Annotated in this window: 12 protein-coding genes; 8 read left to right on the plus strand and 4 right to left on the minus strand. The window is 61.0% G+C overall.

All coding sequences use genetic code 11. The features are described 5' to 3' along the window. Positions 1–19 precede the first annotated feature (19 nt). Complete coding sequence (gene gorA, locus CE636_RS13695) at positions 20–1,372, plus strand: glutathione-disulfide reductase (RefSeq protein ID WP_004204946.1); 1,353 nt, start codon at positions 20–22, stop codon at positions 1,370–1,372. Between the two features lie 53 nt (positions 1,373–1,425). Here the strand turns inward: gorA and CE636_RS13700 are convergent, their stop codons facing one another. Next, positions 1,426–2,049 (minus strand): glutathione S-transferase family protein, encoded by a 624-nt coding sequence (locus tag CE636_RS13700; RefSeq protein ID WP_032447035.1) that lies wholly within the window; start codon positions 2,047–2,049, stop codon positions 1,426–1,428. A 126-nt stretch (positions 2,050–2,175) separates the two neighbouring features. On the opposite strand from CE636_RS13700, the gene CE636_RS13705 reads away from it, so the two are divergent. The 3 genes from CE636_RS13705 (at position 2,176) to CE636_RS13715 (ending at position 5,816) form a co-directional block, all read left to right on the plus strand. After that, the gene (locus tag CE636_RS13705; RefSeq protein ID WP_017899997.1) at positions 2,176–3,324 is read left to right on the plus strand and encodes an iron-containing alcohol dehydrogenase; all 1,149 of its coding nucleotides are present in this window, start codon (positions 2,176–2,178) and stop codon (positions 3,322–3,324) included. Between the two features lie 239 nt (positions 3,325–3,563). After that, positions 3,564–5,216, plus strand: coding sequence for an alpha,alpha-trehalase (locus CE636_RS13710; protein WP_017899998.1), 1,653 nt, complete (start codon positions 3,564–3,566; stop codon positions 5,214–5,216). Positions 5,217–5,282: 66 nt separating this feature from the next. Further along, positions 5,283–5,816, plus strand: a complete 534-nt coding sequence (locus CE636_RS13715) for a GNAT family N-acetyltransferase (protein WP_017899999.1) — start codon at positions 5,283–5,285, stop codon at positions 5,814–5,816. Between the two features lie 34 nt (positions 5,817–5,850). On the opposite strand, the gene CE636_RS13720 is transcribed toward CE636_RS13715, so the two are convergent. Further along, positions 5,851–6,609, minus strand: a complete 759-nt coding sequence (locus CE636_RS13720; protein WP_017900000.1) for an SDR family NAD(P)-dependent oxidoreductase — start codon at positions 6,607–6,609, stop codon at positions 5,851–5,853. 119 nt (positions 6,610–6,728) lie between these two features. Here CE636_RS13720 and CE636_RS13725 point away from each other — a divergent pair, with 119 nt between their 5' ends. From CE636_RS13725 to CE636_RS13735, 3 genes are all read left to right on the plus strand, one after another. Further along, positions 6,729–7,628: a LysR family transcriptional regulator gene (locus tag CE636_RS13725; RefSeq protein ID WP_004204959.1), complete on the plus strand. Its 900-nt coding sequence runs from the start codon at positions 6,729–6,731 to the stop codon at positions 7,626–7,628. Positions 7,629–7,734: 106 nt separating this feature from the next. Next, positions 7,735–8,766 (plus strand): inner membrane protein YhjD, encoded by a 1,032-nt coding sequence (gene yhjD / locus CE636_RS13730; RefSeq protein WP_004204960.1) that lies wholly within the window; start codon positions 7,735–7,737, stop codon positions 8,764–8,766. Positions 8,767–9,037: 271 nt separating this feature from the next. Continuing rightward, positions 9,038–10,360 (plus strand): MFS transporter, encoded by a 1,323-nt coding sequence (locus CE636_RS13735; protein ID WP_017900001.1) that lies wholly within the window; start codon positions 9,038–9,040, stop codon positions 10,358–10,360. 37 nt (positions 10,361–10,397) lie between these two features. On the opposite strand, the gene CE636_RS13740 is transcribed toward CE636_RS13735, so the two are convergent. Next, on the minus strand, positions 10,398–12,449 hold the full coding sequence (locus tag CE636_RS13740) for an AsmA family protein (protein WP_017900002.1): 2,052 nt from the start codon (positions 12,447–12,449) through the stop codon (positions 10,398–10,400). Between the two features lie 194 nt (positions 12,450–12,643). On the opposite strand from CE636_RS13740, the gene CE636_RS13750 reads away from it, so the two are divergent. Next, positions 12,644–13,573 carry a sugar kinase gene (locus CE636_RS13750; protein ID WP_017900003.1) on the plus strand — a complete coding sequence of 310 codons (930 nt, stop codon included), beginning with the start codon at positions 12,644–12,646 and terminating at the stop codon, positions 13,571–13,573. Positions 13,574–13,627: 54 nt separating this feature from the next. Here the strand turns inward: CE636_RS13750 and CE636_RS13755 are convergent, their stop codons facing one another. After that, positions 13,628–15,139 (minus strand): M16 family metallopeptidase, encoded by a 1,512-nt coding sequence (locus CE636_RS13755; protein ID WP_004204964.1) that lies wholly within the window; start codon positions 15,137–15,139, stop codon positions 13,628–13,630. Between the last annotated feature and the right edge of the window lie 219 nt (positions 15,140–15,358).

The following is a 15,358-nucleotide window of genomic DNA, read 5'->3' on the forward strand; positions in this document are numbered from 1 at the left end:
CGATTAAGGACATATGGGCATGAGCAAACATTATGATTACCTCGCCATCGGCGGCGGTAGCGGCGGTATCGCCTCGATTAACCGTGCGGCCATGTACGGCCAGAAGTGCGCGCTGATTGAAGCCAAAGCGCTGGGCGGCACCTGCGTCAACGTCGGCTGCGTGCCGAAAAAAGTGATGTGGCATGCGGCGCAGATCCGCGAAGCCATTCATCTTTACGGCCCGGACTACGGTTTCGATACCACCATCAACCATTTCGACTGGGAGAAGCTGGTCGCCAGCCGCAGCGCCTATATCGACCGCATTCATACCTCCTACGACAACGTGCTGGGTAAGAATAACGTCGACGTGATCAAAGGGTTTGCGCGCTTTGTCGATGCCCACACCGTGGAAGTGAACGGCGAGACCATTACCGCCGATCATATCCTGATCGCCACCGGCGGCCGTCCGAGCCACCCGAACATTCCGGGCGTGGAATACGGTATTGATTCCGACGGTTTCTTCGAACTGCCGGCGCTGCCGAAGCGCGTGGCGGTGGTCGGCGCGGGCTACATCGCCGTTGAACTGGCGGGGGTGATTAACGGCCTCGGCGCTGAAACCCACCTGTTCGTGCGTAAGCACGCGCCGCTGCGCAGCTTCGATCCGCTGATCGTCGACACGCTGGTGGAAGTGATGAACGCCGAAGGTCCGCAGCTGCATACCAACGCCATCCCGAAAGCGGTGGTGAAGCATGCCGACGGTAGCCTGACCCTCGAGCTGGAAGATGGCCGCAGCCAGACCGTTGACTGCCTGATCTGGGCGATTGGCCGCGAACCGGCGACCGATAACTTCAACCTGGCGGCTACCGGCGTGAAAACCGACGATAAAGGCTACATCATCGTCGATAAGTTCCAGAACACCAGCGTGCCGGGCATCTACGCCGTGGGCGATAACACTGGCGCCGTCGAACTGACCCCGGTGGCCGTGGCCGCAGGCCGTCGCCTCTCCGAACGCTTGTTTAACAACAAGCCGGAAGAGCATCTGGACTACAACAATATTCCGACCGTGGTCTTCAGCCACCCGCCTATCGGCACCGTCGGCTTAACCGAGCCGCAGGCGCGCGAGCAGTATGGCGACGACGCGGTGAAGGTCTACAAATCCTCCTTCACCGCGATGTACACCGCCGTCACCTCGCACCGCCAGCCGTGCCGCATGAAGCTGGTGTGCGTTGGCCCGGAAGAGAAGATTGTCGGCATCCACGGCATCGGCTTCGGAATGGATGAGATGCTGCAGGGCTTTGCGGTGGCGTTGAAGATGGGCGCTACCAAAAAAGACTTCGACAATACCGTCGCTATTCACCCGACGGCGGCAGAAGAGTTCGTCACCATGCGCTAACACGCGAGCGCCGGATGATAAAAAGAAGCCCTGAGGGGCTTCTTTTTTTATGCTCAGGCCACGCCGTTATTGCCATGGCGCATAAACGCCGGGCGCTGATTGAGCGCCATATACCAGCGCTCCACGGCCGGCATTTCCGGATGCGCAAAGGGCGTCATCTTCCAGCGATGCACCGACAGCCCCAGCACGATATCGGCCAGGGTGAAGCGCTCGCCGGCTATCCACGCCCCGGTACGCTGCAACTGCGCCTCGACAATGCGCACACAGTGGGTCCAGGTGGCAATGCTCTCTTTAATCGCCGCCGGATCCTGAAAGCGAGGATCTTCACGCACCAGCCCCATAAAGGCATGGCGCCAGGCATTATTGAACTCGGTCGCCTGCCAGTCCATCCAGTGCTCCACCTCGGCGGCGGGCTGCGGCTCAGCGGGCAGCAGATCCCAGCGCTCCGCTTTCCGCGCCAGATAGCGGCAGATGCTGTTCGACTCCCAGAGCACAAAGTCATCGTCCAGCAGCACCGGCACCAGGCTGTTAGGATTCAGGCGCTGAAATTCAGGGGTGTCCAGGGGCTTAAACCCGCTGCCGTAATCCTCCTGCTGGTACGCCAGCCCGATCTCCTCGCAGGTCCACAGCACTTTCCGTACATTGATTGAAGAGCGTTTGCCCAGAATTGTTAGCATCGTCAGCGATTCCTCAGCCATAAAAGACAGTTCATTCACTCTACTCTATTGCCAGCCAGCAACAAGGCAGAGCGCTGGATAATGTGTATAGTTGATTCCAGCCTGTTTGCCGAAAAGGAATCCGACATGTTGACCCCTTTTACCGTTTTGATGCCCGCCAATATTCGTTTTGGCCGCGGTCAGGCCCAGAGCGCCGCCCCCTGGCTGGCGCAGCAGGGTGGTCCCATTCTGCTGGTGCATGGCGCCAGCCCGAAGCGGGCGGCGTTTCTCCGCCAGCAGCTGGAGGCGCTGCAGCTTGCAGTCACGACGCTGGCGATAAGTCGCGAACCCTGGCTTAGCGATATTGAGCAGGGCGTCCAGCTGGCGCGCGAAAAAGGGATCAGGGCGGTGGTCAGCCTCGGCGGCGGCGCGGTGATTGACGCCGGTAAGGCGATTGCGGCGCTGGTCCCCGCCACCGGCCCGGTGATCGACTATCTGGAGGTGGTGGGAACGGGCCGTCAGCTGGAAGCCAGTCCCCTGCCGTTCGTGGCGATCCCCACCACCGCCGGGACGGGCGCGGAGGTTACCAAAAATGCGGTGATCAACGTTCCGGAACAGCAGCGGAAGGTGAGCCTGCGCGACGACCGGATGCTGCCTGACCTGGCGATTGTCGACCCGGCGCTAACCGACAACGCGCCGCGGAGTATCACCCTGAGCTCCGGCCTTGACGCCCTGACCCAGGTGATAGAGCCGTGGCTCTGCAGCCGGGCTACCCCTTTCACCGACGCCCTCTGTCAACAGGCGATCCCGCGGGGTATCCGCGCGCTGAAGGTTCTGATGGAAAAAGAGTGCCCGGCCAGCCGCGACGAGATGGCCTGGGTCAGCCTGTGCGGCGGACTGGCGCTGGCCAACGCCGGGCTGGGGGTGATCCACGGCCTCGCCGGCCCGCTGGGCGGCCTGAGCCGCGCCTCGCATGGTGCCCTGTGCGGCAGCCTGCTGCCGTTTGGGCTGGCGCTGAATGAGTCGCAGATAAACGACCCCGCCCTGCGCCAGCGCTTCAACGACGTTCGCCGCTGGCTGGCCGACGGGCTGGAGGTTCCGGCGGATCGGGTCTGGGACAGTCTGCGGGAATGGAGCCTTCGCGCCGGTCTCGGCACCCTACGCGACCTCGGCGTGGCGCGCGACGCGCTGGAGCCGGCGGCGCTGGCCGCCAGCACCTCCTCATCGATGAAGGCCAATCCGGTCAGCCTGAGCAGCGAACAGCTGCTGGAGATGCTGGAGGCGGCGTGGGAGTGAGCGCCCCGGGATAAAATTTTGTTGCATAATGAATGCTCCGAATTTTATCTTCGCCCAAGCGCGGACTTATTAATGATTTATCAAGGCGTTACTTAAAAATCACGGCGTCCCCTGCAGGCGAAAAAGCGTGATCTAACGCACAGTTTGCTTCACACTCACCGAAGCGACTGTCTACGCTTAAAAGACAAGGCCGGGTACGCCCGGCCGCGAACTCACGCTATCCGGAGGTCCGTATCGCTATGTTCAGCCAGAAATTACGCCACGTTGAAGACGACGAGTTAAGGATCGACATCGATCCCTGCTACGAAGCCGATCCGTACGAATTAAAGCTGGATGAGATGATTGACGCTGAACCGGAGCCTGAGGTGATCGAGGGGCTTCCGGCGTCTGACGCCCTCACCCCGGCGGATCGCTATCTTGAGCTGTTTACCAACGTGCAGAAATCACGCATTTTTGCCGACAGCAAAACGTTTCCCGACTGCGCGCCGAAGCACGACCCGCTGGACATCCTGCGGAACTACCGGAAGGTCAAACGTCAGCCCGATTTCGATCTACGGCAGTTCGTTGAGGACAACTTCTGGCTGCCGGAGAGCCAGACCGACGTTTACACCTCCGACCCCAACCTGACGCTGAAAGAGCACATCGATAAGCTGTGGCCGGTGCTGACCCGCGAGCCTCAGGATCATATCCCCTGGTCGTCGCTGCTGGCGCTGCCGCAGGCCTATATCGTCCCCGGCGGCCGCTTTAGCGAAACCTATTACTGGGACTCTTATTTCACCATGCTGGGGCTGGCGGAGAGCGGCCGGGAAGATCTGCTGAAATGCATGGCCGATAACTTCGCCTGGCTGATTGAAACCTACGGTCATATTCCGAACGGCAACCGCACCTACTACCTCAGCCGCTCGCAGCCACCGGTGTTCGCCCTGATGGTCGAACTTTTTGAAGAGGACGGCGTGCGCGGCGCGAAGCGCTATCTGGATCATCTGAAGATGGAGCACGCCTTCTGGATGGACGGCGCCGAGTCGCTGATCCCGCATCAGGCGTATCGGCACGTGGTGCGCATGCCGGATGGCTCCCTGCTCAATCGCTACTGGGACGATCGGGACACGCCGCGGGATGAATCGTGGCGCGAGGACGTGGAGACCGCCCGCCACTCGGGACGGCCGGCTAATGAAGTCTACCGCGATCTGCGGGCGGGCGCCGCGTCCGGCTGGGACTACTCCAGCCGCTGGCTGCGGGATATCACGCGGCTGGCCAGTATCCGTACCACGCAGTTTATCCCCATCGACCTGAACGCCTTCCTGTTCAAGCTGGAGACGACCATCGCCAACCTCTCCGGGCTGAAGGGCGATCGCGAGACGGAAGCAGCCTTCCGCCAGAAGGCTCAGGATCGGCGGGCGGCAGTTAACCGCTACCTGTGGGACGATGAGAACGGCTGTTTTCGCGATTATGACTGGCGCCGCGAACAGCTGGCGCTGTTTTCCGCCGCCAGCATTGTCACCCTTTACGTCGGCCTGGCGACCCACGAACAGGCGGAACGCCTTGCCGATGCGGTGCGGGCCCGCCTGCTCACCCCCGGAGGGATCATGGCCACCGAATACGAAAGCGGCGAGCAGTGGGATAAACCCAACGGCTGGGCGCCGCTGCAGTGGATGGCGGTGCAGGGATTTAAACGCTACGGTCAGGATCCGTTGGGAGATGAGATCGCCTGGAGCTGGCTGCAGACGGTCAACCACTTCTACAAGCAGCACCACAAGCTGATTGAGAAATACCACATCGCCACCGGCGTGCCGCATGAGGGCGGCGGCGGGGAGTATCCCCTGCAGGATGGCTTCGGCTGGACCAACGGCGTGGTGCGCCGGCTGATTGGCCTGTACGGTGAGCCAACCTAGTCGGGCTGTTCCCGGCGGCCTTCTCCTGCTATGTTCAGGGGATTCGCCCTGCCCGGAATGACGCTTATGCCTGAACTTCTGACGCCGCGCCTGCGCTGCTCACCGCTGCAGCTGGACGACTGGTCGTTTTTTCTTTCCCTGCAGCAGGATCCGCAGGTCATGCTCTATGTGGCCGACCCCCGGCCGCAGGCGGCCATCCGCGAGGCGTTCGATTCGCGGCTGCCGCCGTGGACGCCCGGGGATGCACACTGGCTGTGCCTGGTGGTGCGCGACAGGCTGACCCATACCCCGCTCGGCCTCACCGGTTACCTACATCATCAGCGCGACATAGCCGAGGTCGGCTTTCTCTTCGCCCCGGCGGCGCAGGGCCGGGGCTACGGCTACGAATCGCTGCGCGCGCTGTGCGACTACGCCTTCACCACCGGCGGCGTCCGCCGCCTGACCGCCACCGTCACCGCCGGCAACGAGGCGTCTAAGCAGTTACTGCTCAAAGCCGGGTTCCGGCTGGAGGGGGAGCTGCGGGAGAACTACTGGCTCAACGGACGCTGGCACAACGACTGGCTGTTCGGTCGGCTGCGCGCGGAGGGCGATGCGCCCTAGCGCGCCGCCGCTCACGGTCTGACGACAGCGGGGTTCAGAGGAACATCCCTCCCGAGACTTCCACACGCTGCGCGTTCATCCACGCCAGCTCATCGCTGAGCAGGGCGGCGATGGCGTCGCCGATATCATCCGGTAGCCCGACGCGCCCCAGCGCGGTCTGGGCGGCGATATGCCGATTCACCTCGGCGTTATCACGCACCTCCCCGCCGCCAAAATCGGTCTCAATGGCCCCCGGCGCGATGATGTTCACCGATATCCCCCGTCCGCCCAGCTCTTTCGCCTGATAGCGAGTCAGGACCTCCATCGCCCCCTTCATCGCGGCGTAGGCCGCATAGCCCGGCAGGGCAAAGCGCGCCAGGCCGCTGGAGACATTAAGGATCCGCCCCCCGTCCTGCAGGAGGGGCAGCAGCCGCTGGGTCAGAAAAAACGGCCCTTTGAACTGGATGTTCATCAGCTCGTCAAACTGCGCTTCACTGGTCTCGGCGAAGGGGACGTTGAGGCCGATCCCAGCGTTGTTCAGTAAATAATCAAAGGTAGTGCGTCCCCACTTCTGCGCCAGCACCTGCGCCACCTCGCTGGCAAAGGCGTCGAATGTTGAGGAATCGCCGACGTTCAGCGCCAATGCTGCCGCCTTGACCCCTTTTTGCTCAATCTCCGCCACCACATCAAGAGCCGCCTGGCGGTTGCTGTGATAGGTCAGAAGAATGTCGGTTCCCTTCGCCGCCAGCTTCAACGCGGCGTTTTTACCCAGGCCACGGCTGCCGCCGGTCACTAAAGCGATACGTTGTGTCATCAGAAGACCCCTTTCAGGTTGCGTTGTGATTGTGTCCTAGCTTATTAACTGCCAGTAAAACAATAAATACGCTACATTACGTTTTACTGTTTCATTCACAACAACAATAGGCCATGAGCATGGATAAAATTCATGCAATGCAGTTATTCATTCGCGTAGCGGATCTGGAGAGCTTCTCCCGCGCCGCCGAGACCCTGGCGCTGCCGAAAGGCAGCGTCTCGCGGCAGATTCAGGCCCTGGAAAGCCATCTTGGCGTGCGGCTCCTGCACCGTACCACCCGTCGGGTTCAACTCACCCAGGATGGGATGGTCTACTACGAGCGGGCGAAGGATCTGCTGAGCAATCTCGACGAACTGGACGGGATGTTCCAGCACGATCCGGCGAGCATCAGCGGTCGGCTGCGGGTGGATATGCCGGTCGGTTTTGCCAAAAAGCTGGTGATCCCGCATCTGCCGACTTTTTTGCAGCAGTATCCGGGCATCGAACTGGAGCTGAGCAGCAGCGACCGGCTGGTGGACGTGATCCGCGAGGGGTTTGACTGCGTGGTGCGCGTCGGCGCGCTCAAAGACTCCGGGCTTATCGCCCGCCCGCTGGGCAAGCTGACGCAAATTAACTGCGCCAGCCCGGACTACCTGGCCCGTTTTGGCTACCCGCAATCCCTGGAGGATCTGGCGGATCATGCCCTGATCCACTACGCCAGCACTCTCGGGGTCCGTCCTTCCGGCTTCGAGGTGGTGATCGACGGCGCCGTGCGCTGGGTAAAAAGCGGCGGCATATTGACGGTCAACAGCACGGAAACCTATCAGGCGGCCTGTATCGCCGGGCTGGGAATTATTCAGGTGCCGCGCACCGGCGTGCGCGAGGCGTTACGCGCCGGCGAACTGATCGAGATCCTGCCCCAGTACCGCGCTGAGCCGCTGCCGGTCTCGCTTATCTACCCGCACCGGCGCAATCTCTCCCGCCGCGTGCATCTGTTTATGGAGTGGCTGGGCGGGCTGATGAAAGATTACGTCGATTGATCCGCGCGGAGGGTGAACGGGGGGCGGGCAGATGCGTTCCTGCAGGATACGGCATTTAAGGTATACTTTTTGCTGAATCTCGCGGTAAAAAAGGAAGAAATTACGTATGACGCCGGAAAACGACGATCGACGCCCACCACAGGAACCGGACACGCAGCCGGAGAAAAGCAAAAGCCCCCTCGACGCCCTCAATGACACGGCCGTCGGCCAAAAAGCCAGCCAGGCGCTGAAGACCGTCACCGGAACGGCGGCTAAAGTGCAGCGCAACCCGGTGATCGCCCACCTGCTACGCGCCGCAGAGCGCTTCAACGACCGGCTGGGAAATCAGTTCGGCGCGGCCATCACCTATTTCTCGTTCCTGTCGATGATCCCGATCCTGATGGTCTCATTTGCCGCCGCCGGCTTCGTTCTGGCCTGGCATCCGACCCTGCTGCAGGACATTTTCGACAAAATTCTGCAAAACGTCAGCGACCCGACGCTGGCGGCGACGCTGAAAAACACCATCAACACCGCGGTGCAGCAGCGTACCGCCGTCGGTGTGGTCGGCCTGCTGGTGGCGCTCTATTCCGGTATTAACTGGATGGGCAACCTGCGCGAAGCGATCCGCGCTCAGTCACGCGACGTCTGGGAGCGCCGGCCGCAGGACGAGGAGAAAATCTGGATAAAATACTTCCGCGATCTTATCTCGCTGATCGGTCTGCTGGTGGCGCTGATTATTACGCTGTCGATCACCTCTGTCGCCGGTTCCGCCCAGCAGTTGATTATCTCCGCGCTGTATCTGGACAATATTGAATGGCTGAAACCCGCCTGGCGGCTGATCGGTCTCGCCATCTCTATTTTTGCCAACTATCTGCTCTTTTTCTGGATCTTCTGGCGGCTGCCGCGCCATCGTCCGCGGCGCAAGGCCCTGTTTCGCGGCACGCTTATCGCGGCGATTGGCTTTGAAATCATCAAAATCGTCATGACCTGGACGCTGCCGGCGCTGGTGAAATCCCCCTCCGGGGCGGCGTTCGGATCGGTGCTCGGGCTGATGGCCTTTTTCTATTTCTTTGCCCGCCTGACGCTGTTCTGCGCCGCGTGGATCGCCACCGCGGAGTATAAAGACGACCGACGGATGCCGGGCAAAACCCACCGCTGACGTATTGCGAGGATGAATAAAAGAGGCAAAATTCATCCTCGCGCTTGATTTCAGCAGATAAATCCAGCGCGTAACTTTTATTTAACGAAAAACTGGTTTTATTCTCTATCCTTTTAATTGTGTGAAGCATTTCATAGAACTATTTTTTCTGGCGTAAAAATTATCCGCTTTTTGCCGCTTTTTTGCGCATTCCCCTCGTTTGTTACAGATTGAAATGTCCCTGTGGCTGTGGCTATATGGCTTTTCGTTCGCGCAAAAATAAGAAAGATCTATGCAAGCCACAGCCACCACACTCGAAAACACGCAGGAAACCGCCCCGGTCAACTCACGCAATAAAGTCGTTGTCGCCTCGCTCATTGGCACCGCCATTGAGTTTTTCGACTTCTACATTTATGCCACTGCCGCGGTCATCGTCTTCCCGCATATCTTCTTCCCGCAGGGCGATGCCGCCGCGGCCACCCTGCAATCGCTGGCCACCTTCGCCATCGCCTTCGTCGCCCGGCCAATCGGCTCCGCGCTGTTTGGCCACTTCGGCGATCGCGTCGGCCGCAAGGTTACCCTGGTGGCTTCGCTGTTAACCATGGGGATCTCCACCGTGGTGATCGGCCTGCTGCCCGGCTATGAAAGCATTGGCATTGTCGCGCCGATGCTGCTGGCGCTGGCGCGCTTCGGTCAGGGACTTGGCCTCGGAGGGGAATGGGGCGGCGCGGCGCTGCTGGCTACGGAAAACGCCCCGGCGCGCAAGCGCGCCCTGTACGGCTCCTTCCCGCAGCTGGGCGCGCCGATCGGCTTCTTCTTCGCCAACGGCACCTTCCTGCTGCTCTCCTGGCTGTTAACCGATCAGCAGTTTATGGAGTGGGGCTGGCGTGTGCCGTTTATCTTCTCCGCGGTGCTGGTGATCATCGGTCTTTATGTTCGCGTTTCGCTGCATGAGACCCCGGTCTTCGCCAAAGTGGCGGCGGCAAAAAAACAGGTCAAAATCCCGCTGGGTACCCTGTTGACCAAACACGTTCGCGTGACGGTGCTGGGCACCTTCATCATGCTGGCAACCTATACCCTGTTCTACATCATGACCGTCTACTCGATGACCTTCAGCACCGGCGCGGCGCCGAATGGCCTGGGCCTGCCGCGTAACGAAGTGCTGTGGATGCTGATGATGGCAGTGATTGGCTTTGGCGTGATGGTGCCGATCGCCGGCCTGCTGGCGGATGCCTTTGGTCGTCGTAAGAGCATGATTATCATCACCACGATGATTATTTTGTTCGCCCTGTTCGCCTTTAAACCGCTGCTGGGCTCCGGCAATCCGCTGCTGGTCTTCGCCTTCCTGCTGCTGGGCTTAAGCCTGATGGGACTGACCTTTGGCCCGATGGGCGCGCTGCTGCCGGAGCTGTTCCCGACGGAAGTGCGTTACACCGGGGCATCGTTCTCCTATAACGTGTCGTCGATCCTCGGCGCCTCGGTGGCGCCGTACATTGCCGCCTGGCTGCAGGGCAACTATGGCCTCGCGGCGGTCGGCACCTATCTGGCGGCGATGGCGGCGCTGACGCTGATCGCCCTGCTGCTGACCCACGAGACCCGCCACCAGTCGTTATGATCCTTCGCCCTGACGCCGCTGGCGTCAGGGCGCTCTCCTACTTTTTCATCTGCGACAAAATGGTCCGGCACTGGTTGCTATCGCCCTCCGCCGGAGAAACCAGCGCCAGCAGCGCGGCAGCCGGGGTCACCAGGGTGGCCAGCGCCGCCGCTACCGCGCCGCGGACAATCAGCGGCCCGGCCTTCACCCCCGCCTGCGGCGATTTAAAGGTGCCGCGAACATACAGCGGGGAACGCAGGGTGATCACCCGGAAGCCTTTGCTTTCCGGATCGATGGTCAGGTCCAGCTGCTCGGAGGCGAAGCTGGCGGTCCCGGTTACATTGATCAGCGCGTTTTCCGTATCGAAGGCAAAAATCTGCGGCCGGGCGACGCCGTTGGTCACGTCGATATTGGCCGCCGCGCAGTTCACCCGAACCTCCTCATCGCCAAAAATCTGGCCGATCAGGTAGTTGCCAACGTTAAGGCCGAGAATTTCCATCAGGTTGCGACTGATCAGGCCGTCGTTCATCAGCAGCTTCAGGTTGCCGTTGCTGTTGCCGAGCAGGGCCGCCACCGAGTTGCCGCTGCCGCGCAGCTGAACGTCGCCATTCATCTCGCCGAGGGTTTTCTGCATCATCTCGACGTTCGGCATCAGCGCCTTCAGCTTCAGGCGCCGCGCCTGCAGATTAGCCTCACCCTGCAGCGGCTTTTTATCGCCCTGCAGGTGCACGCTGCCGGCAATCGACCCGTTGGCCAGGCCAAAACGCACCGGCTGCAGGCGCAGGTCGCCATCCTCCAGGATCACGTGGGTCGCCAGATCGCTGATCGGCAGCGTGCCGCCGTGCTCGATTCTCCGGCCCTTAAAGCGCACATCGGCATCCATCACCTGCCATTTATCGGTTTCAAAGCGGTCCGCCGGCAACACTTTACCCGCCGGCTGCGGTCGGTCGCCCGCCTGGCGCGCTGCGCTTTTCTTCGTCCCTTTGCCGGAGTCGACGCCGATTAACGGCCCGAGATCCGCCAGCCGCAGCTGCTTCGACTCCATGTCGCCGCTGAGCTTCGGTCGCGGTTTGCCAGTGGTATAGGTCAGGGAGCCATGAATGTCGCTATCGCCGATCCGGCCGTTAAAATCCTGATAGTCAAAGCGCATGCGGTTTTTCTGCTTAAAGTCGGCGCGCAGGTGGCCGTCGGTGGAGAACGACGGCGTCTCCGGCAGCAGCACGCCGGTCAGGTCGTAGAGGTCGCGCAGCGAATCGCCGGCGAATTTCAGCCGCAGGTCAATGCCACCGACGTTGAGCGGGTCGCTGACCGTGCCGCTAAACGCCACCCGCGTATTGCCGGAGCGGAAGTCGCCCTGCAGCGGGAAAGGCGTGCTTGCGCTGCGCAGGGCCAGCATGCCGCCGATTTTACCGTTGCCGGTGACCGGCTGCCCCTTGTAGCGGCCCTTCAGCGAAAGACCAAAGACGTAGTCGCCTGGTTTCGCCGCGCTCTGCCGATCCTGCGTGCCGGTGACTTCGCTGAACGGCAGCGGTTTGCCTAGAGGATCGACGAGGATGGTGATATCGCTGCGGGTGATCTTGTCATCGATAGCGATAGTCCCGCGGTCGAAAAGAATATTATCGAGGCGGAAAGACCAGCTGGAGGGGGCGCTGTCCCCCGCGGCACGCCGATCGCCAGCCAGCTGAAAGGTCCAGTTATTGTTGTCTTCCGCCAGGCGGATCAGCCGCACGTCGGGCCGTTCCAGCTTGATCCACGGCAGATACACCGTTTTGCTCAGCAGCGCCAGCGGGGCGAGGGTCGCCTCCACCCGCGGCAGGTGGATCATGGTCACCTGGGGAATGGCCGGCGGATTGCCCAGCACGATATCCTCCGCGTGCACATGGGGCCACGGGATCCAGCTGCGCCAGCCGCGCTCCTCCGGCTGACGCTCCCAGACCACGCCGAGATCGCCGCGGATGGCGAACGGGCGGTTCAGCTCGGCAGACACTTTCTGATTGATCGTCGGCTTCAGCCGGTTCCAGTCAAAGGTGGCCAGCACGATAAAGAAGAGAACGATCAGCAACAGTATCGTTCCTGTGATGATTACCAACGTTTTACGGGTTCTGCTCATCCCTACTCCGCTCCTTTTGCATCACGTCAGTCCTGAATATAGTCAAAAAGCGGCGTTTCTCCTGGAAATGCGCTTTTCGTCACATTACGCGCGTCAGGTCAAAAAAATAATGGAACGATGTTTTAATATGATTGACCAGCAAAACAGCGCAGCGCACACTAGCGCTTATATCGATTCCATTGCAGGTTCTGGCTATGTCTAAAAAAATTGCCGTCATTGGCGAATGCATGATTGAGCTGTCAGAGAAGAACGGGGCCGTTAACCGCGGCTTTGGCGGCGATACCTTAAACACTTCGGTCTATATCGCGCGGCAGACAGATGCCAGCGCGCTGAGCGTCCACTACGTCACCGCGCTGGGAACCGATGCGTTCAGCCAGCAGATGCTCGACAGCTGGCAGCAGGAAAACGTCAACATCAATCTTATCCAGCGGATGGCCGACCGCCTGCCGGGGCTGTATTACATTGAAACCGATGACGCCGGCGAGCGCACCTTCTACTACTGGCGCAACGAGGCGGCGGCAAAATTCTGGCTGGAGAGCGATCGCGCAGCGGCGATTTGCGAAGAGCTGGCCACTTTCGACTATCTCTATCTGAGCGGTATCAGCCTCGCCATTCTCAGCCCGGTCAGTCGTGCAACGTTGTTCACGCTGCTGCGTGAGTGCCGCGCCAACGGCGGCAAGGTGATCTTCGACAACAACTATCGCCCGCGCCTGTGGGTCAGCCAGGCGGAGACGCAGCAGGTTTATCAGGAGATGCTCGCCTGCGCCGATATCGCGTTTCTGACCCTCGACGATGAAGACGCGCTGTGGGGGGAAAAACCGGTCGCCGAGGTGATCGCCCGCACCCACGCCGCCGGCGTGGAAGAGGTGGTGGTGAAGCGCGGAGCGGATGCCTGCCTGGTCTCGGTTAGCGGGCAACCGCTGCGGGAAGTGCCGGCCGTCAAGCTGGCCAAAGAGAAGGTGGTGGATACCACCGCCGCCGGCGACTCCTTCAGCGCCGGCTATCTGGCCGTTCGCCTGACCGGCGGCGATGCTGAATCCGCCGCCAGACGCGGACATCTGACCGCCAGCACGGTGATCCAGTATCGCGGGGCGATCATCCCGCGGGAAGCGATGCCGCAATAATCCTCACCTGTAAGCGCTCTCCGGCCGCCGCTGGCGCGCCGGAGAGGCGTCAGGTTACTGCCCCGACGGGATGTCGCTGGCCTCGCTGTGGGCGTCAACCGTATCGGCGCTGCCGCTGGTCGCTGCGGCCGCCGGACTCGCCGGACTCGGCGCCATCAGTTTTTCCCACGTGGCCTGCAGCTCCTTCATGTTGTATTCCGGTTCGCCTTTCGGCTGCTGTAACACCAGCGCCATATCCTGAGAGAGTTGCTGACGCAGGTACTGGTTCAGCATGTCCACCGTCAGGGAGTTGAGGAACTCCTGACGCAGCTTCTGGTACTGCTCCGGCGCGATATCCACCACCTGATTTTGCAGGGAGCGCATGCGCTGGCTCATCAGAATGTCGGTATCGGTGCGCGCATAGGTGGCAAACAGCTTCTGCAGCTCGAGGCTTTTCTGGGCGATAAGCGCGTCAAACTCCTCCTGCGGCAGGCCGTTGTCGCGCACTTTCGCCAATTCGCGCGAAACCACGCTCAGGTTGTTATTCAGGCGCTCGCCCGGCGATTCGATATTGATGGCGCACTGCGCGCGCTGATAGAGCACCCGGCAGTCGAAACCAAGCCCAATATCCTTGACGTTATTTTTGCTCAGGCTCTGCTGCACGTGCCAGAACAGCGCTTCGCGGGCGAGGTCGTCGCGCCAGTAGCGCTGCAGCGCTGCGGAATCGCGGATCGGCTGCCAGGGGGCGTCCCACATGATGGACAGTTTGTCCTGGCGCACGGCGCTGGTCATGATGCTGACCGGCACGGTGGGCAGCGGCGATAAGGTCGGCACCGCCGCCGGCGTTTCCCGCTTACCCTTCAGATCGCCAAAGGTCTTGCTGATTTGCTCAGCGACGCTGCGGCTGTCGACGTTACCCACCACGATCAGCGTCATGGCGTCAGGGGTGTACCATTTTTGATAAAAGTCTTTCAGCTGCGCCACGTCGATCGGCTGCTTCAGCGGCGCGGCGGGATCGTGGCCCAGCATGGTGGAGCCCTTCAGGCGATAGCGCCACCAGCCCTCTTTGGTATCCAGCGGCCAGGTCGCCACCATGTCGCTGCCCTGCAGCGCGTGATTGATCGATTCAGGCGTAATGGTCAGTTTACCGCTGGCGTCCGCCAGCCAGCTCAGCGCCTCTTTCAGCAGATCGTTGCGGTTATTCGGCAGGCTGAGATTAAACATCGTGTAATCGTAGGAGACGATGGCCGGCGGCAGAGGACGCTTCGGGTCAATGCTCTGCTGCCACAGCGAGCGCGCCTGCATCGTCGGCAGGCTGCCGCTTTGCGTCAACGCCAGACGGGGAATAAAACGGCTGAAACCGCTCTGCTGAGTGCTTTCGCTCAGCGAGCCAATATTCACGGACAGACGGACTTCGATACGGTCGCTGGGACGCTGCGGCGTGGCCAGCACCTGCCACGACAACCCATTCGCTAAGGTCCCTTGTTGCCAGGCCGGATCAGGCTGGAGCGCTTCTGCCTGCACATAACCGGCCGCCGCTACCATCAGCAAACCGCCCGTTAAGAGTTTAATTGTTGTGCCCTGCATGTGAACCCCTGATGAACATTCCTGGTTACAACAGCATCCCACTGACGGGCTGCCGAAAAAAGTGAGAGTGAAATACGTCGGTTAGACCACACGGAGACGAAAATGTCGCATGACAACGTAAAATAATCATTTCGTGTCATTCCCGCAGGGCGGAAATGACCTCTAATTATGCGCAGGAGCCCGTACTCCAGCAAGGGAGTACGGGCCTAAGAGGAGGAT

The sequence above is a fragment of the Klebsiella sp. LY genome, assembly GCF_004010915.1.
In the GTDB taxonomy this organism is placed as follows: Bacteria; Pseudomonadota; Gammaproteobacteria; order Enterobacterales; family Enterobacteriaceae; genus Klebsiella; species Klebsiella quasipneumoniae.